Source organism: Allobosea robiniae, assembly GCF_900102525.1.
Taxonomy (GTDB): Bacteria; Pseudomonadota; Alphaproteobacteria; order Rhizobiales; family Beijerinckiaceae; genus Allobosea; species Allobosea robiniae.
Map to the genome: position 1 here is coordinate 395453 of NZ_FNBZ01000001.1, position 16691 is coordinate 412143.

The following is a 16691-nucleotide window of genomic DNA, read 5'->3' on the forward strand; positions in this document are numbered from 1 at the left end:
GGGCCAAAGCCGCCCTGATATCGCCACTCTCCCATTCTCGATTCGCATGCGCCATCCGCCGATGCCCTCCCCCTCCCGCTCTTGCGCGTTGTCGCAGGCGCGATAGTCGGCTAGACCGCGCGCAGGATCGCAGCCTCAGGAGCGCCCGCGTGGCCAACGACGTCGACAGCAAAAGCAAGGCGGCCAAGGAAGAGGGCGGTGTCCTCGAGACGATCAAGGTCGTCGTCCAGGCGCTGCTCATCGCGCTCGTCATCCGCACGCTGCTGTTCCAGCCGTTCAACATCCCGTCCGGCTCGCTGATTCCGACGCTGCTGATCGGCGACTATCTGTTCGTGTCGAAATACACCTACGGCTATTCCAAGCACTCGATCCCGTTCAGCCCGCCACTGTTCTCAGGGAGGGTGTGGGCGGCCGAGCCGAAGCGCGGCGACATCGCCGTGTTCAAGCTGCCGAGCGACAATTCGACCGATTACATCAAGCGCGTCATCGGCCTGCCCGGCGACCGCATCCAGATGATCGACGGCATCCTGCACATCAACAACACGCCCGTGAAGCGCGAGCGCATCGCCGATTTCGTCACGACCGACAATTGGGGCCGCAGCGCTCCGGTGATCCAGTATCGCGAGACTCTTCCCAACGGCGTCAGCCACCAGATCATCGAGCGCGAGGGCGATACCGGCACCTTCGACAACACGCAGGTCTTCATCGTGCCGCCCGGCCATTTCTTCATGATGGGCGACAACCGCGACAATTCGCTCGACTCGCGTGATCGCAGCGTCGGCTTCGTGCCGTTCGAGAATTTCGTCGGGCGAGCCGAGATCATCTTCTTCTCGATCGACGACGGTGCCTCGGCCTGGAAGATCTGGGAATGGCCCTCCACGGTTCGCTGGAGCCGCCTGTTCAGCTCCATCAAGTGAGCAAGGTAGGCGACGGCGGGCGCAAGGCCCCGGATACGGCGCGGCTCGAGGCCGTGCTCGGGCATCGTTTCGCGGACCAGAGCCTTCTCGCGACGGCGCTGACCCATATGAGCGCCGAGGACTCGCGGCTGGCGAGCTACCAGCGCCTGGAATTCCTCGGCGATCGAGTGCTCGGCCTTTCGGTCGCCGAATTGCTGTTTCGGCAGTTTCCGCAGTCGGAAGAAGGCAATCTCTCGCGCCGGCTCGCCGATCTCGTGCGCAAGGAGACCTGCGCGGAGGTGGCCGAAGGCTGGAATCTCGGCCAGTTCATGCGACTCGGCGAAGGCGAGATCCTCGGCGGCGCCCGCAAGAACAAGGCGATCCTGGCCGATGCGTGCGAGGCGATCATCGGCGCGGTCTTCATCGATGGCGGCTACGAGGCGGCGCGCGCGCTGATCGAGCGCGCCTTCGGCGAACGCATGCTGAAGCCGGTCCGACCCTTACGCGACGCCAAGACCGCGCTGCAGGAATGGGCGCAAGGAAAGGGCTACCCGACGCCGACCTATAGCGAGCGCGGCCGCTCCGGCCCCGATCATGCGCCCGTCTTCGTCGTCGCGGCGAAGATCACGGGGCTTGCCGACGCCGAGGCGCGCGGCCCATCCAAGCGACTGGCCGAGCAGGCCGCAGCCGAAGCCTTTCTCAGGCGAGAGGGCCTGTGGAACGACAACCCGGAAGGCGACAATGTCTGAATCCGACCAAGCCACGCACTGCGGCTTCGTCGCGCTGATCGGCGCGCCCAATGCCGGCAAGTCGACCCTGCTCAACCAGCTCGTCGGCGCCAAGATCTCGATCGTCTCGCGCAAGGTGCAGACGACGCGCACGCAGGTGCGCGGCATCGCCCTTTCCGGCACGGCGCAGGTCATCTTCGTCGACACGCCCGGCATCTTCGCGCCCAAGCGCCGGCTCGACCGCGCGATGGTGACGAGCGCCTGGGGCGGCGCCACCGATGCCGACCTGATCGGCGTCCTCGTCGATGTCGCGCGCTTCGACCACGAGGAAAACACGGCGCTGTTCGAGAAGCTCGCCGAGCTGAAGCAGCCGAAATTCCTGATCCTCAACAAGATCGACACGGTGCCGAAGGAGAAGCTGCTCGAAATCACCGCCAAGGTGAACGAGCTCGGCAGCTTCGAGACGACCTTCATGGTCGCGGCGCTGACCGGCTACGGCGTCAAGGACATCCTGGCCTGGCTGGAGAAGCGGCTGCCGCTCGGCCCCTGGCTCTATCCGGAAGACCAGATCTCGGACGCACCCCTGCGCTTCCTCGCCGCCGAGATCACCCGCGAGAAGATGTTCGAGCGGCTGCATGACGAACTGCCCTATCGCTCCACCGTCGAGACCGAGAGCTGGCAGCAGAAGTCCGACGGCTCCGTCCGCATCGAGCAGACGATCTATGTCGAGCGCGAAGGCCAGCGGAAGATCGTGCTCGGCGAAGGCGGCCAGACGATCAAGGCGATCGGCCAGAAGGCCCGGGTCGAGATCGCGGAGGCCGCCGAGGCCAAGGTGCATCTCTTCCTGTTCGTGAAGGTGCGCGAAAACTGGAGCGACGACCCGGAACGCTATCGCGAGATGGGGCTGGAATTTCCGAAGGGCAAAGGCTGAGCGGCACGGAAGGCGCGATGCGCAGCGAGAAGGACAAGATGCTGGCCGGCGAGCTCTATCGCGCCGACAGCCCCGAACTCGTCGCGGATAATCTCCGTACCACCGCCTGGATGGAGCGCTTCAACGCGCCCGGTACGGCGCCAGAACAGCGGCTGCCGTTGCTCCGCGAGGCGCCCGGTCACGTCGGGCAAGGCGTCGTCATCCGCCCGCCCTTCCATTGCGATTACGGCTACAATATCAGCCTCGGCGACGGCGTCTTTCTCAACTTCAACTGCATCATCCTCGACGTCGTCGCGGTCACCATCGGCGATGGCACGCAGATCGGGCCCGGTGTCCAGATCCTGACTGCCGATCATCCGCGCGATCCCGGCCAGCGCCGGCAGATGCTGGAATTCGGGCGCCCCGTCAGCATCGGCAGCAATGTCTGGATCGGCGGCGGCGCGATCATCCTGCCCGGCGTCACGATCGGGGACGATGCCATCATCGGCGCGGGCAGCGTCGTCACGCGCGACGTGCCGGCCGGCGGCACCGCGGTCGGCAATCCGGCGCGCCTGCGACCCTGACGTAACGGAAAACCGAACTGCGTCAGTGTGCCACGGCTCCTCCTTGTAACTTGTCAAATTTCAGTCGCAAAACGACATTGTTAGAACGCGTTTGGTGCCCATTTTCATACCTAAAGATATTTTAGCAGGAGTGATTGCCATGAGCGCCGCACCGCGCATCGCGCTGTTCATCGACGGCGCCAATCTCTACGCGACTTCGAAGCAGCTCGGCTTCGACATGGACTATCGGCGCCTGTTGCGGGAGTTCCAGGGCCGCGGCAACCTGATCCGCGCGTTCTATTTCACCACATTGGTGGAAAGCGAAGAGTATTCCTCGATCAGGCCGCTGGTCGACTGGCTCGACTACAACGGCTACCGGGTCATCACCAAAGCGGCGAAGGAGTTCACCGACGCCACTGGCCGGCGCCGCGTCAAGGGCAACATGGATATCGAGCTGGCGATCGAGATGCTCGAACTCGCGCCGCATCTCGACCAGATCTACCTGTTTTCCGGTGACGGCGATTTCCGGCCGCTGGTCGAGGCCGTGCAGCGCAAGGGCGTCAAGGTCTCGGTGGTCTCGACGATCTCGACCAACCCGCCGATGGTCTCGGACGAGTTGCGCCGGCAATGCGACGAATTCGTCGACCTTGCCCAGCTCATGCAGAAGATCGGCCGCGACCCGGCCGAGCGCGCCAATCGCACAGGGGCCAGCGCCGCACCGGGCACTCCCGGAAACCCGTCACTGGAGCGGCGCTACGGCATTCGCCAGGGCGACGAGCCGGTCGAGGGGTGAGGCCAGCGGCCCCTACCCGCCCGCCTTCAGCAGCCGCTGCTTGTCGCGGTTCCAGTCGCGCTCTTTCTCGGTCTCGCGCTTGTCGTGGAGCTTCTTGCCCTTGCCGAGGCCGAGTTCAACCTTCGCCCTGCCCCTGTCGTTGAAGTAGACCTTGAGCGGGATCAAGGCCATGCCCTCGCGCTGGACCGCGCCCATCAGCTTGTTGATCTCCCGCCGGTGAAGCAGGAGCTTCCGCGGCCGGCGGACCTCGTGATTGAAGCGGTTCGCCTCGAGATATTCCGGAATATGGGCGTTGAACAGAAAGAGCTCCGTCCCCATCGGGCCGGCATAGCTCTCTCCAATCGTCGCCTTGCCGCCGCGCAGTGACTTGATCTCGGTCCCCTGCAAGGCGATGCCCGCCTCCACGGTTTCCTTGATCTCGTAGTTGAAGCGCGCCTTGCGGTTGTCCGCTGCTAGGCGATAGCGCTCCGGATCAGGTTTCTTCATGCCGTTCCGCTGAATCCATGCTGCTCGACCGGCGCTGCCAGAACCTGAGAATCCGATTCGGGATCGGCACCCAAGCGCCTGGAAACGCCGACCTTGTCGTTCTACCGCCCGCCGCGATCGGCCAGCGAATAACCGCGCCGGGCGGCGCGGCCACCTATCTCACTTAAGTATTCAACAGCCCGGCGAAAACCATGGCCTCGCGAATGACCTTGCCCGTCGCCGGGGTCACCGGCATCAGCGGCAGGCGGACCTCCTCCTCGATGCGGCCGAGCAGCGCGAGGCCATGCTTGGCCCCGGCGAGGCCGGGCTCCTTGAAGATCGCGTCATGCAGCGGCACCAGCCGGTCCTGCACCTTCAGCGCCCCCGCATAGTCGCCCTTCTGGACGGCTTCCATCAGGTCGGCGCAGAGGCGCGGCGCGACATTGGCGACGACCGAGATGCAGCCATGGCCGCCGGCCGCCATATAGGACAGCGCGGTCATGTCCTCGCCCGAGAGCTGGATGAAATCCGCACCTAAGGCGTGGCGCTGCTGCGAGACGCGGGCGAGATTGGCGGTCGCGTCCTTCACGCCGGCGATGTTCTTGAGCTCGTAGAGCCGCGCCATCGTCTCGACCGACATGTCCACCACCGAGCGCGGCGGGATGTTGTAGATGATGATCGGAATCCCGATCGCATCGTTCACCGCCTTGAAGTGCTGGTACATGCCCTCCTGGGTCGGCTTGTTGTAATAGGGCGTCACCACGAGCACGGCATCGGCGCCAGCCTTCTCGGCGTGGACGGCGAGGTCGATCGCCTCGATCGTGTTGTTCGAGCCGGCGCCGGCGATGACCGGGACGCGGCCCTTGTTCTGGTCGATGACGATCTCGACGACGCGCTTGTGCTCGTCATGGGAGAGCGTCGGGCTCTCGCCGGTGGTGCCGACGGGCACGAGCCCGGTCGAGCCGTTGCCGATCTGCCAATCGACCAGCGCGCGCAGCGCCACCTCGTCGACCTTGCCGGCTTTGAACGGCGTGACCAGAGCGGGCATCGAGCCGGTGAAGGCAATGTGCTTGGTCATGGGACGATCCTGGGACGAAAACGCGGGTTGCGGGGCCGCCACACATAAACCGTCATCCCGCCAAGGCAAAGCCGGCAAGCCATGAAAATGCGTGGCCTCATAGTTAAGCGTTCATCAACCCGCTTCCCCGACCATCACAGATATCCGCATTAGATCGCCGAGCGCCCTAACGGGCGCGAAGTGGCGATCTAAATCTTGGTTCAGCATCGGACCGAAAAGTGGATTCCACTTTTCGGTCCGATGCTCCAGCCTGGAGTTCCGCCATGGCCTCGCCTGCCGCCGCGAGGAGACTGATCGGCCTGCTGCTGCCTGCCCTGCTCTCCGCCTCGACGACGCAGGCGGGCGACGACGGCATGCTCGCCAGCCAGCGCAAGCTCGCCATGCTCGGCGATGTCGAGACGACGAGCGCGCTGCCGCCCTATCCCGCCGACGCCTTGCGTGGCGAAAGCCCGATCAATGCGGAGGCCGTGAAGGCGGCTGTCGCCGCCTATCGTCGCAATGCGCTTACCGAGGGCGACGATCTCGCGGCACGCATCGATGACCGCACCGCGCGTTCGCTGCTCGAATGGGTGGCGATCCATGCCAATGCCGGCGCCGTTCCCTTCACGCGGATCGACGCCTTCCTGCGCGAGCATCCGAACTATCCGGCCACGACCCGTTTTCGACGCCGCGCCGAAGAGGCGCTGATCGCCGAGAAGAAGAGCCCGGCGATCGTGCGCGCCTTCTTCCATGGCCAGCAGCCCGTCTCGGCGGCCGGGCGGATCGCGCTGGCGCTCGCGCTCAAGGAGGAAGGCAAGGCCGAAGAAGCCGCCGACATCATCCGCCAGAGCTGGCGCAAGGATTCGTTCGGGCAGGCGCTCGAAAAGATCGTGCTCAAGGATTTCGAGGCGGCGCTGACCAAGGACGATCACCGCCTGCGCACCGAGCGCTTCCTGTTCCGGGAGAGCGGTCAGGCGGCTCTGCGCAATGCCGCCCGGGTCTCGCCCGATTATATCGTGCTGGCCAAGGCGCGGCTGGCGAGCGCCAAAGCGCGTCGGCCGATCTCCGAGAAACTGATTTCAGCGGTGCCAGCCTCACTGCGCGGCGATGTCTCCTTCGCTTTCCTGCAGGCACAGCAGGCGCGGCGGGGCGACAAGCTCGACGATGCCGTGAAGGCGCTGACCGCGATCCCGCGCGACCCGGCCCTGCTCGGCGACGGCGATGGCTGGTGGGAGGAGCGGCGCATCATCGCGCGCAAGCTCCTCGATGCCGGCCAGCCGCAGAAGGCCTATGAGGTTTCCTCCGGTCACGGCGCCGAGGATGCGGCCGAGCGGATCGAAGCCGAATGGAGTGCCGGCTTCGTCGCGCTGCGCTTTCTCAAGAAGCCGGATGTGGCGCTGAAGCATTTCGACGCGGCAGCGGGCATTGCGGAGACGCCGATCTCGGTCGCACGAGCCACCTATTGGCAGGGCCGCGCCTATGAGGAACTGGGCAAGGCGGATGAGGCCAGGGCCGCCTATGGCAAGGCCGCGGAGCAGCCGGTCGCCTATTACGGGCAGCTGGCGCGGGCGAAGCTTGGGCTTTCCGGCCTGCCGCTGCGGCGCACGGTCGCCGCCGGGCTCGAGACCCTGCCAGGACACCGGGCCGTGCGCCTGCTCTATCGTATCGGCGAGCGCGACCTCGCCACGCTGATGCTGAAGGACCTGGCGCAGCGCCTCCATACCACCGAGGCGCTGGAGGCGATCGCCGCCATTGCCCGGCGCGAGACCGATGCGCGTGCGCTGGTCGGCATCGGCAAGGCGGCGCTGCAACGCGGCTTCCCGCTCGACATGGCCGCCTATCCGGTCGATGGCATCCCGGAATTCGACGTGCTCGGCGATCCGATGGAGCGCGCCATCGTCCATGCGATCGCGCGGCAGGAGAGTGCCTTCGACCCGACCGCGATGTCGCATGCCGGCGCGCGCGGGCTGATGCAGATGATGCCGGCGACCGCGCGCGAGACGGCGCGCCGCGCCGGCCTGCCCTTCGACTGGCAGAAACTGGGCCAGGACCCGCTCTATGCGGCGCGGATGGGCGCGGCCCATCTCAACGACCTGCTCAAGGAGTGGCGCGGCTCCTATGTCCTGACCTTCGCCGCCTATAATGCCGGCTCGCCCAATGTGAAGAAATGGATTGCGGCCTATGGCGACCCGCGCGATCCCGAGGTCGACGCCGTCGATTGGGTCGAGCGCATCCCCTTCTCCGAGACGCGCAACTACGTCCAGCGCGTGATGGAGAACCTGCAGGTCTATCGCGAGCGCCTGAACCAGCGCACGGCCTACCTGATCGACTACGACCTGAAGCGCGGCGGCAAGCGGGACTAGCAGCGCTTCTTCTCAACCGCACGGTCATCCCGGACAAGCGGCGTCAGCCGCGCCGATCCGGGATCCATTCCGGAGCCTTTCCAATACTCGCTCCGGAATGGATCCCGGCTCTCCGCTTCGCTGCGCCCGGGATGACAACCGTCGTTGTCCAGCCCGGCAACGATCTCCCCTGACGATTGCAATATTTGAAACTTTCAACTACCTCTGCGGGGCAGCGGAGGAATTTCGATGCTGCAGGACATTGCCGATTTCGCGCCCACGCTTGAGGCCTGGCGCCGCGACCTTCACGCCCATCCCGAAATTGCCTTCCAGGAATTCCGCACCTCGGAGTTCGTCGCGAAGACACTCGCCTCCTTCGGCATCGAAGTGCATCGCGGGCTCGGAGGCACCGGCCTCGTCGGCGTCATCAGGGGCGCTGCTGAGGGGCCGGCCATCGGATTGCGCGCCGACATGGACGCGCTGCCGATGGAGGAGGATACCGGGCTCGACTACCGCTCGACCACCAAGAACCAGTTCCATGGCTGCGGCCATGACGGCCATACCGTGATGCTGCTCGCCGCGGCCCGCCATCTCGCCGCCAACCCGCCGAAGCGCGGCAAGGTGCATCTGATCTTCCAGCCGGCCGAGGAGATCGGCCAGGGCGCCGAGCGCATGATCGCGGACGGCCTGTTCGAACGCTTCCCCTGCTCCGAGGTCTACGCGCTCCACACCATCCCGCTCTATGAGGAAGGTACCGCCGCGGTGCGCCCTGGCCCGACGCTGAGCGGCACGACCGTGTTCGAGATCACGATCAAGGGCAAGGGCGGCCACGGCGCGGCGCCCCATACGACCGACGACCCGCTGCAGGTCGCGGCGCGCCTCGCGACCGAAATCGCCTCGATCGTCGGCCGCCATGTCGATCCAATGCAGCCGGCCGTGATCAGCCTCGGCAAGCTCGTCGCCGGCACGGCCTCGAACATCATCCCCGACTCCGCCGAGCTCAGCGGCACGATCCGCACCTACAATCCCGAGACGGAGGCCCGCATCGTCGACAAGCTCGATGCGGCCTGCCGGGGCTTCGCGCTGATGTCGAACTGCACGATCACCTGCGTGAAGAAGGCGAGCTGCCCGCCCTGCCTCAACGATCCTCGTGCCGCCGCTGCGGCGGCCTCTGCCGCGGGACAGGTGCTCGGCGAGGCCAATGTGCAGACCGACCTGACGCCCCTGCCCTTCTCCGACGATTTCGCGCTGATGCTGCGGCAATGGCCCGGCGCCTATATCTTCCTCGGCCAGCCCGGCGCGATGTGCCACCATCCGACCTTCGATTTCGACGACCGCCTGCTGCCGGTCGGCGCCAGCATCCTGTGCCGCCTCGTCGAGCGCCAGACCGGAGCCAACGCATGACCGCCGCCGCCATCCCAAGCGCCGAGCCGCGCTCCCCGGCCATGGTCCGTCGCGCCGTGCTCTCCTCGGTGATCGGCAACGGCCTCGAATGGTACGATTTCCTGGTCTACGGCTTCTTCGCCACGATCATCGCCCAGGTCTTCTTCCCGACCTCCGACCCGCTGGTCTCGGCCCTGCTGACGGCGGCAACCTTCGCGATCTCCTTCCTCGTCCGGCCGGTCGGCGGCGTGCTCCTCTCGACCTATGCCGACCGCCTCGGTCGCAAGCCGATCCTGACGGTGATGATCCTGATCATGGGCTTCTCGACCGTGCTGATCGGGCTGACGCCGGACTATGCGACGATCGGCATGCTCGCGCCCATCCTCGTGATCCTCGCCCGCATCCTGCAAGGCATCTCGGTCGGCGCCGAGTTCGCCTCGGCCACCGCCATGCTGGTCGAATACGCGCCGCCCGGCCGCAAGATGATGTTCGGCAGCTTCCAGATGTGCTCGCAGGCGCTGGCGCTCGCGCTCGCCGCCTTCTCCGGCTATGCGCTGGCGACGCTGCTGACGCCGGAAGCTCTGCAAGGCTGGGGCTGGCGCATCCCGTTTCTGCTGGGCTCTCTGATCACGCCGCTCGGCTTCTACATCCGCCGCTTCGTCGATGAATCCCCGGAATACGAGAAGGACACGAAGCAGAGCACCCGCCAGACGCCATTCCGCACCGTGCTGGCCGAGCACCGCAACGCGCTGCTGCGCTGCTTCGGCATCATGATCCCCGGCACGGCCTCGAATTATGTCTGGTTCATCTTCCTGCCGGGCTATGTGATCCGCCAGCTCAAGTTGCCCTTCACCAGCGCCATGCTGAGCTCTCTGATCGGCGGCATCCTGCTCTTCATCTTTGTGCCGATCATGGGCCATCTCGCCGATCGCTGGAGCGCCTTCCGCGTCTGGCTCCTGGGCATGCTGAGCTTCGCTCTGCTCTCCTATCCGCTACTCGCCTATGTCGTGGCGCAGCCGAGCTTCGAGCGGCTCCTCACGGCGCAAGCGATCTGCGCGCTCTCGATCGCCGCGATCTGGGCACCAACGCCGGGTCTCCTTGCCGGCATGTTCCCGACGCAGGTGCGCTCGACCGGCATGTCGATCGCCTACAATGTCGTGGTGCTGCTGTTCGGCGGGCTCGCGCCCTTCACCCTGACCTGGCTCGTGGCAAAGACGGGCTCGGACATGGTTCCGTCCTATTATCTCCTCGCCTGCACGGCAGTCTCCCTGCTTGCGCTCGGACTGGCCAGCCGAACGCGCGCGCAAGGCTGAGCAAGGGAGCAAGATGGTCCGCGACTCCTTCCTGACCTTCCGGCTCGACCAGTTGAGCCAGGCCGCGATGGCCAAGGCCTCGCAGGTCTACAAGGAGCGGCTCGGCCTCAATATCCGCGAATTGCGGGTGATGCGGGCCATTGGCGACCAGCCGGGGCTCTCATCCCGGAGCCTGTCGGAAGCGACCTTCATCGAGCAGACGCTGGTCTCCAAGCATCTGCGCAAGCTGGTCGATGCAGGGCTGGTCCAACGCGAACTGGAAAGCGCCGATGCGCGGCGCGTCGCCCTGCACTTGACCGCGCAGGGCGAAGCGATCCGTGAGGAAGCCGACCGGCTCGGCGAGGAGATGGAGCGTGATTTCCTCTCGGTGCTGACGCCGGAGGAACTTGCCCAGTTCAACCATTGCTTGGCCAAGCTGCGCCGCTGGGGCGCTTCTTAAGTCGGAGCATCCAGAGAGCCGGCTTTCATGCCCGGCGCGACCATGGTTAGGTGCGCTCCCGCCGCGCCTGCCTTTGAGTCCGCCATGACGTCCGAAACCGGCTTCACCTCCCGCTTCATCAGCGCCAGCGACGGGCTCAAGCTGCATTTTCGCGATTACGGGCCCCTCGCCGCGACCGCGCTGCCGGTCATCTGCCTGCCCGGTTTCGCTCGCACCGCTGCCGACTTCCATGAATTGGCGCTCGCCTTGTCGCAGGACGAGGACAAGCCGCGTCGCGTGCTCGCGCTCGACTACCGCGGCCGCGGCCTGTCGGAATACGACAGGGACTGGAAGAACTACGATATCCGCATCGAGCTCGACGATCTCGTCCAGGTGCTCGTCGCAAACGGGATCGAGCAGGCTATCTTCGTCGGCACCTCGCGCGGCGGCCTGTTGACCATGGCGCTGGCGGCGGCGCGCCCCGCGATGATCCGCGGCGTCGTCTTCAACGATGTCGGCCCGGTGATCGACGCGCGCGGCCTGCTGCGCATCCGTGGCTATGTCGGCAAGCTGCCGGTGCCGCGCAGCTTCCAGGAAGGCGCCGAGATCCTGAAACGGCTCTCCGATCAGCAGTTCCCGATCCTCGGCGAAGCGGAGTGGGAGATGATGGCCCGCCGCACCTGGACGGATCGCGACGGCGCGCTCAGGCCCGATTACGACGTCAAGCTGATGAAGGTGCTGGAAGAGCTTGATCTCGAAGCGCCCCTGCCGGTGCTCTGGACCTATTTCGACGCGCTCAAGACCGTGCCGATGCTGGCGATACGCGGCGCCAATTCCGATCTCCTGGCGGAGAAGACGCTGGAGGAGATGGCGGAACGCCATCCCGACTGCGAGATCTACACCGCGCCTGGACAGGGCCATGCCCCGCTGCTCGGCACGAAGGACATGATCCGGCGGATCGGCAAGCTGGTCGCGCGGGCCGAGCGGCGCGCTGGCTGATCCGTTTCAGGGTTTCGAACGCCCATCCTCGGCGATGTCGGCGACATTGCTCTGCCCCGCCGTGCCGTCATCGCGCGAGCTTTCGACCTCGCCCGCCTTGGCCCGCCTGGCGAACTCGGTCTCTGTTCCCGCCGCCAGGAGCTTCGCCTGGCCAACCCAGTCCTCGCGCTCGATCCGGCCGGGAAAGGCGAGATAGCCGCCAACCCATTCGACGTTCTCGGAGGTCCAGCCGGCGATCTGCTCGAAATGCCAGATGCCGAGGCCATGCAGACGGCCCTCGTTCTGCCGGCCGATGCCCTTGATCAGCTTCAGGTCATCGGCCTTGCCGTCGCGGGCCGCGACGAATCCCGCCGGTCGCTGGCCGGGCAGTTCAGCCTCGTTCTCGACAGGCGGCAGTTGGGCCTGTGGTCGCGCGGGCGATACCGCCGGCGAAGAAGCGGCCGCGACGGGCGCGGCACCAGCCTGCGAAGCCCGCAGGGCGGCCGGCTTGCGAAGAAGGCTCGCGCAGACGCAGCCCAGCCAGTAGGCCGCCGTGAACAGCAGCGCGGTCTCGACCCAGGTCGCCGGCATGCCGTTCAGAAGCTGCAGCCAGGTCAGCGCCGCACCGGCGACCCAGAACGCGGCGACCGCGGTCCAGGCGCCGCTCCAGAAGCGTGCCTTGCCGCCGTCATGGCTGATCCAGCCCATGGCGAAGCCGAGGCCGAAGGCGGCGACCAGGAACCAGAGGAACTGGCTGGCGAGATAGAGCATATCGGACTCCTACTTCGCCACGGTGAACTGCACGCGGCGGTTCATCGCTCGTGCTTCCGGCGCTTCATGCGGCACAAGCGGCCGGGTGCTGCCATAGCCTTTGACGGCAAGCTGGCCTGTCTCGATACCGCGCCGCGCCAGCTCGTCGCGCACGCGCAAGGCCCGGCGCAACGACAGATCCATATTGTCGAAGCCGCGCCGCTCGCCATCGCGATTGGCGTGCCCCTCGATCACGACAGGGGAGCCCGGGCACTTCTTGAGAATGGTCGCGGCCTCGCCGATGACGCGCTCGGTCGTGGCATCGAGTTCCACCACCGAAGTCCCCTGGCCGAACAGAACGGTGTTGCTTTTGGTCAGCCCGTCGAGATCGTTCTGGCAGCTTGCCGGCGGATCGACCACGCAACCGGTCTGGCGCAGGCTCACCACCGCATCGGCCTTGTAACCCGCTGGCAGGCCGGTTGCGGCGCTGGTCTCGATCTCGCTTCTGATCAGGTCACGGCAGGTCAATCCGCGCAGCGTCACGCGGTCGTCAACGATGGAGGCCGAACCGAGATCGAGCCGCAGCAGATCGGCGAGGACGGCGCGGGCCGCCTCGGCGAAGCCGGCCGGAGCGCCCGGAATGAGGGTCGTCGCGTCCTCGAAGCGGTCCTTCAGCGGGGAATCCGCGACCAATGCCCGCAACGCAGCCTGCGCTGCTCGGTCAGGCAGATATCCGGAGAGCCGCAAACCGGTCCGATCCGCCGATAGCGACAAGCCGTATGGTCGCACGACGACGCTCTCCGGCATGGCGGCCAATGCCAGGCCGGCGGGAGCATTGCGCGCGAACAGGTCGCGCAGCGCCGCAAGACTCGCGGCATCCGCAGCCTCGCCGGCAATGGCAAAGACCTTGTCGCGGATGCTGACGGAGCCGGTCCGGAGCTTCGACAGAGCCTCGAGCGCAAAGGCGGTCGAGGCCGGCAGGTCGAGATCGGAGCGCAACGCCGGCTCGACGGTCATGCGATCGTCGACGGCCGTGTCGCCGAAGAGACCCCGCACCGTGGCGAGCAGGTTCGTGCGCGCCGCCTCATCCGGCAACTTCCCGTTCAGGCGCAGGCCGCTGTCACTGCGAGCCGCGCTCCATTCCAGCGGCACGGACGCCGCCACACGGGGCGGCACCACCGGCGTGCTCGCTGGCGGCGTGCTTGCCGGCGGCGGGACAGGGGTTTGCGGCGTTGCAGGAGCTGGTGCCGGAGCGGACGCAGAACCCTGCGGTTTGGGCGAAGCGGGCAGCACGTCATGCAGGATCAGCCCCGGCACCTCCGGCATCGGCACGACGACCGGCACTGGCGGTGAGGGCATTGGGGGACATTCGATCGCAGCCCGAGCCACCGAATCCGGCCCGTCCAACTGGGCGATCTGCAGGCGCAAGGCCTGGCAGGCCTCGTAGGTCTCCGGCCCCTTCCCGGTCAGGGCGTAATTCTCACCGTCGATCTCGGCTTTTCCTTGCCGAAGCCGCGCCAGATCGCCGAGGGCGCGCGTCACTTTTACAAGGAAAGCCGAAGGCGCCCCGAGCGCCGGCTTCATCTCGTCGCGAAGAGCAGCCCCGGCGCCGAAGGCCTGCCGCGCCGCCGCGAGCATCTGCTTGCGCGCGTCCTGATCGGGGTAGAAGCCGCGCACGACCAATGCTGCGCCGGCCTCATGCTCGGCGCTCCAGCGATAGGGGGCCACGGTCGGGGGCTCGATATCGCATTTGACGGAGCGGAAGCCCGGCCGCTGCGCCTGTGCCACCGCCGCTTCGAGGGCCAGGAACGAATCCGAGCTGGCCGCCTTGCCTTCGATACAGAAGCGGCCGTCGTCGAGGGCGACGCGGCCCGAGGCCAGTTTCGGCAGCTCGGCGAGCATCGCCACTGCCATTGCGGCAAAGCCCTCGGGCGCGCCGAAGGCGACGGTCTGGCGATCGTCGATCCGCAGGCCGGGCAAGGCTGCCGATGCCACCGCCATATTGGCGGCCGCTGTGTCGAGATCGGGCACGAAGCCGCCGAGCGTCACACTGTCGGACTGGCGGCTGGCGAACCAGGAATAGGGCTTCTGGGCGACGACCTGAGACAACCCGCCAAGCGTCCTGCGCACGCCGAATTCGCCATGCAGCCGGGCCATCGCCTTGTTCGCGCCGTCCGAGGACAAGACCTCGCCGCCGATGGTGACGTCGCGGCCATCGACCTGGGCAACGACCGGGCGGGCACCAGGCGTCGTGCCGGCGACCGCAGCGACGGCCTGCTCGGCACGCAGCCCGACATCACCTTCGATCGCGGTATCGAGCGCGAGATTGCCGGCTCCCCACAACAGGCCCAATGGGATCAGGCCCCAGAGCCAACGCGCCGGTTGAGACATGCACAGCCCCCTGTGCCGCGCCAACCGAGGGCCTGGCGCGGTACCCCATGACCGGGATCGCCCTCGTTTTCTCAAAGGCTTGTCGAGCGATCCGCAGATATCGATTCAACGGGCGCCCGTAGACGATCCCTGGCGGGATCGTGGCTGGGACGCCTATGCCAGATCAGGCCGGGGGACGGGCTCCCGTCAACAGTGAAGCCGGAACAACCCACATAAAAAAGAAGCCCCGGGTTTCCCCGGGGCTTCCTGACTAGAGATCGGAGACCGATCAGAAGTCGCGCTGAATGCGCAGACGGCCGGTCCAGGCGTCGTCCGACTTGATCGTACGACCGTTGACGGCGAAGGCCTTGGCGTCCGGAACGCGAACACCGTACTCGGTGCGCGAGTAGAGGACCTCGACACCGATGTCGAGACCGGCGACCGGCATCCAGACCAGGTTGGCGCCGAGCATCAGCTCCTTCGGGTCGACCGACTTGATCGCGAAGTCGTTCGTCTGAAGAGCCGAGTACGAAGCCAAGAAGTCCGAACGGATCGACGGGGTCCAGAAGTGGCGCAGAGCCGCGACCAGGTTGTAGCCGGTGTTCGACTTCAGGTTGCCGAAAGCGTTGGCGCCGAAGTTGTTGACCGTGTAGGCAGCCAGGCGGCCGTGACCGGCCGTGCCACCCCAACCGAGGTACTCGAGAGCGCCGTCGGCGTAACCGGCCTGCAGGAACAGGGCGTCGCCAGCAGCCAGCATCGGCAGGTTGAACTTCACGCCGGCCTGGATTGCCCAGCCCATCTCGTCCTTCTTGGCACCGTTGCCGGCGGGAACCGCCCACGGCGACGAGTAGATGCCACGGTCACCGATGGCGCCCGACAGCTGAGCCGAGCCCCAGCCCTGATCGACGCGCAGCGAAGCGACGACGTCAGGATAGGTCGTGCCCTGATAGGCCAGAACCGAGGCGCGACGGTTGGTCGTCTTCGGGTCTTCGAGCGAGATCGTGGCGCTGAAGCCGCCGCCGAACGTGGCGGTGTAGGCGAGCGTGTTGACCTGGCGGTCAGAGGTGCGCAGGACCTGGAAGCCGTAGTCGTTCGCGTAGAACGAGTAGAACGACTGGATCTTACCAGCGGTCAACGGGCCGAGCTGAACGAAGGCGCTATCGAGGAAGGCAGCGTCGTCGTTGACGCCGTTGACGCCCGAGAAGCGGTTGGCGCCAGCGTTCGAGCCGCCGTAGCGGTACGAGCCGGTGCTGGTCGTCAGGTCGTAACGAACGAACGTGCGCAGCGTGCCATAGGCAGTCTGGTTACGAGCGTCGATGTAGATACGGCCGCGAGCGCGGGTGCCGTACGAGTCCTGACCAGCGTTCCAACGCTCACCGAAGGTGTACTCGGCGCGAACACGACCACCGATGCGAAGGCAGGTGTCGGTGCCCGGGATGTAGAAGAAGCCGGCGCCGAAAGCGGAGCAGACACGAACGTATTCGACCGGAGCGGCCTTCCGCGAGGGAAGGTCGGCGGCCTGAGCCCCGGCGACCGCGGCGATGCCGGCGGCGGAACCGAGGAGGAGGCTCTTGACGAGCTTCATTTGGTAACCTCCAAAAGAGTTTCGAGACCCTCGGGCTTCAGCCTGCCCCCCGCCCCAAGCTTTCTAGCCTGATCGCAGAACCTGCCTGTTCCCGGTCTTTCGCCTGCGTCACCGACCTATTTCGGAGGCGAAGGCGAAAA

At 66.4% G+C, this 16691-nt stretch carries 15 protein-coding genes; 10 read left to right on the plus strand and 5 right to left on the minus strand.

Features of this window, described 5'->3' with window-relative positions; all coding sequences use genetic code 11:
• The first annotated feature begins 149 nt into the window (after nt 1-149).
• The 5 genes from lepB (at nt 150) to BLQ70_RS01760 (ending at nt 3890) form a co-directional block, all read left to right on the plus strand.
• A complete protein-coding gene (gene lepB, locus BLQ70_RS01740) occupies nt 150-917 on the plus strand; it encodes a signal peptidase I (RefSeq protein ID WP_061964106.1) in 768 nt (255 codons plus the stop codon).
• Nucleotides 914-1645, plus strand: coding sequence for a ribonuclease III (gene rnc, locus BLQ70_RS01745; protein ID WP_244511872.1), 732 nt, complete (start codon nt 914-916; stop codon nt 1643-1645). Before lepB ends, rnc begins: the two co-directional genes overlap by 4 nt.
• Complete coding sequence (gene era, locus BLQ70_RS01750; protein ID WP_061964108.1) at nt 1638-2555, plus strand: GTPase Era; 918 nt, start codon at nt 1638-1640, stop codon at nt 2553-2555. The genes rnc and era overlap by 8 nt, the downstream gene beginning before the upstream one ends.
• 17 nt (nt 2556-2572) lie before the next feature.
• On the plus strand, nt 2573-3118 hold the full coding sequence (locus BLQ70_RS01755) for a sugar O-acetyltransferase (protein WP_091855566.1): 546 nt from the start codon (nt 2573-2575) through the stop codon (nt 3116-3118).
• Between the two features lie 139 nt (nt 3119-3257).
• Nucleotides 3258-3890, plus strand: a complete 633-nt coding sequence (locus BLQ70_RS01760) for a LabA-like NYN domain-containing protein (protein ID WP_091855567.1) — start codon at nt 3258-3260, stop codon at nt 3888-3890.
• 12 nt (nt 3891-3902) lie between these two features.
• On the opposite strand, the gene smpB is transcribed toward BLQ70_RS01760, so the two are convergent.
• On the minus strand, nt 3903-4376 hold the full coding sequence (gene smpB / locus BLQ70_RS01765) for an SsrA-binding protein SmpB (protein WP_091855568.1): 474 nt from the start codon (nt 4374-4376) through the stop codon (nt 3903-3905).
• A 163-nt stretch (nt 4377-4539) separates the two neighbouring features.
• Nucleotides 4540-5433, minus strand: a complete 894-nt coding sequence (dapA, locus tag BLQ70_RS01770) for a 4-hydroxy-tetrahydrodipicolinate synthase (RefSeq protein WP_091855569.1) — start codon at nt 5431-5433, stop codon at nt 4540-4542.
• A gap of 263 nt (nt 5434-5696) precedes the next feature.
• On the opposite strand from dapA, the gene BLQ70_RS01775 reads away from it, so the two are divergent.
• The 5 genes from BLQ70_RS01775 (at nt 5697) to BLQ70_RS01795 (ending at nt 11867) form a co-directional block, all read left to right on the plus strand.
• Nucleotides 5697-7775 carry a lytic transglycosylase domain-containing protein gene (locus BLQ70_RS01775; RefSeq protein WP_091855570.1) on the plus strand — a complete coding sequence of 693 codons (2079 nt, stop codon included), beginning with the start codon at nt 5697-5699 and terminating at the stop codon, nt 7773-7775.
• 228 nt (nt 7776-8003) lie between these two features.
• On the plus strand, nt 8004-9158 hold the full coding sequence (locus BLQ70_RS01780) for an amidohydrolase (protein ID WP_091855571.1): 1155 nt from the start codon (nt 8004-8006) through the stop codon (nt 9156-9158).
• On the plus strand, nt 9155-10450 hold the full coding sequence (locus BLQ70_RS01785) for an MFS transporter (protein ID WP_091855572.1): 1296 nt from the start codon (nt 9155-9157) through the stop codon (nt 10448-10450). Before BLQ70_RS01780 ends, BLQ70_RS01785 begins: the two co-directional genes overlap by 4 nt.
• A 13-nt stretch (nt 10451-10463) precedes the next feature.
• Nucleotides 10464-10889: a MarR family winged helix-turn-helix transcriptional regulator gene (locus BLQ70_RS01790; protein WP_091855573.1), complete on the plus strand. Its 426-nt coding sequence runs from the start codon at nt 10464-10466 to the stop codon at nt 10887-10889.
• 84 nt (nt 10890-10973) lie between these two features.
• Complete coding sequence (locus tag BLQ70_RS01795; protein WP_091855574.1) at nt 10974-11867, plus strand: alpha/beta fold hydrolase; 894 nt, start codon at nt 10974-10976, stop codon at nt 11865-11867.
• Between the two features lie 6 nt (nt 11868-11873).
• Here BLQ70_RS01795 and BLQ70_RS26220 read toward each other — a convergent pair whose 3' ends face one another.
• The 3 genes from BLQ70_RS26220 to BLQ70_RS01810 form a co-directional block, all read right to left on the minus strand.
• Nucleotides 11874-12617 carry an NADH-quinone oxidoreductase subunit E gene (locus BLQ70_RS26220; protein ID WP_210184232.1) on the minus strand — a complete coding sequence of 248 codons (744 nt, stop codon included), beginning with the start codon at nt 12615-12617 and terminating at the stop codon, nt 11874-11876.
• Between the two features lie 9 nt (nt 12618-12626).
• Entirely contained in the window at nt 12627-14987 is a 2361-nt protein-coding gene (locus tag BLQ70_RS01805) for an OmpA family protein (RefSeq protein ID WP_091855575.1), read from the minus strand.
• 268 nt (nt 14988-15255) lie between these two features.
• The gene (locus BLQ70_RS01810; RefSeq protein WP_061964132.1) at nt 15256-16551 is read right to left on the minus strand and encodes a porin; all 1296 of its coding nucleotides are present in this window, start codon (nt 16549-16551) and stop codon (nt 15256-15258) included.
• Nucleotides 16552-16691: the final 140 nt, after the last annotated feature.

Excerpts from the sequence above, each read along its gene's own strand:
- BLQ70_RS01780 (WP_091855571.1), top strand. The coding sequence starts at position 8,004 with ATGCTGCAGGACATTGCCGATTTCGCGCCCACGCTTGAGGCCTGGCGC.
- smpB (WP_091855568.1), bottom strand. The coding sequence starts at position 4,376 with ATGAAGAAACCTGATCCGGAGCGCTATCGCCTAGCAGCGGACAACCGC.
- BLQ70_RS01755 (WP_091855566.1), top strand. The coding sequence starts at position 2,573 with ATGCGCAGCGAGAAGGACAAGATGCTGGCCGGCGAGCTCTATCGCGCC.
- dapA (WP_091855569.1), bottom strand. The coding sequence starts at position 5,433 with ATGACCAAGCACATTGCCTTCACCGGCTCGATGCCCGCTCTGGTCACG.
- BLQ70_RS26220 (WP_210184232.1), bottom strand. The coding sequence starts at position 12,617 with ATGCTCTATCTCGCCAGCCAGTTCCTCTGGTTCCTGGTCGCCGCCTTC.
- BLQ70_RS01785 (WP_091855572.1), top strand. The coding sequence starts at position 9,155 with ATGACCGCCGCCGCCATCCCAAGCGCCGAGCCGCGCTCCCCGGCCATG.
- BLQ70_RS01795 (WP_091855574.1), top strand. The coding sequence starts at position 10,974 with ATGACGTCCGAAACCGGCTTCACCTCCCGCTTCATCAGCGCCAGCGAC.
- BLQ70_RS01810 (WP_061964132.1), bottom strand. The coding sequence starts at position 16,551 with ATGAAGCTCGTCAAGAGCCTCCTCCTCGGTTCCGCCGCCGGCATCGCC.
- BLQ70_RS01775 (WP_091855570.1), top strand. The coding sequence starts at position 5,697 with ATGGCCTCGCCTGCCGCCGCGAGGAGACTGATCGGCCTGCTGCTGCCT.
- era (WP_061964108.1), top strand. The coding sequence starts at position 1,638 with ATGTCTGAATCCGACCAAGCCACGCACTGCGGCTTCGTCGCGCTGATC.
- BLQ70_RS01760 (WP_091855567.1), top strand. The coding sequence starts at position 3,258 with ATGAGCGCCGCACCGCGCATCGCGCTGTTCATCGACGGCGCCAATCTC.
- BLQ70_RS01805 (WP_091855575.1), bottom strand. The coding sequence starts at position 14,987 with ATGTCTCAACCGGCGCGTTGGCTCTGGGGCCTGATCCCATTGGGCCTG.
- BLQ70_RS01790 (WP_091855573.1), top strand. The coding sequence starts at position 10,464 with ATGGTCCGCGACTCCTTCCTGACCTTCCGGCTCGACCAGTTGAGCCAG.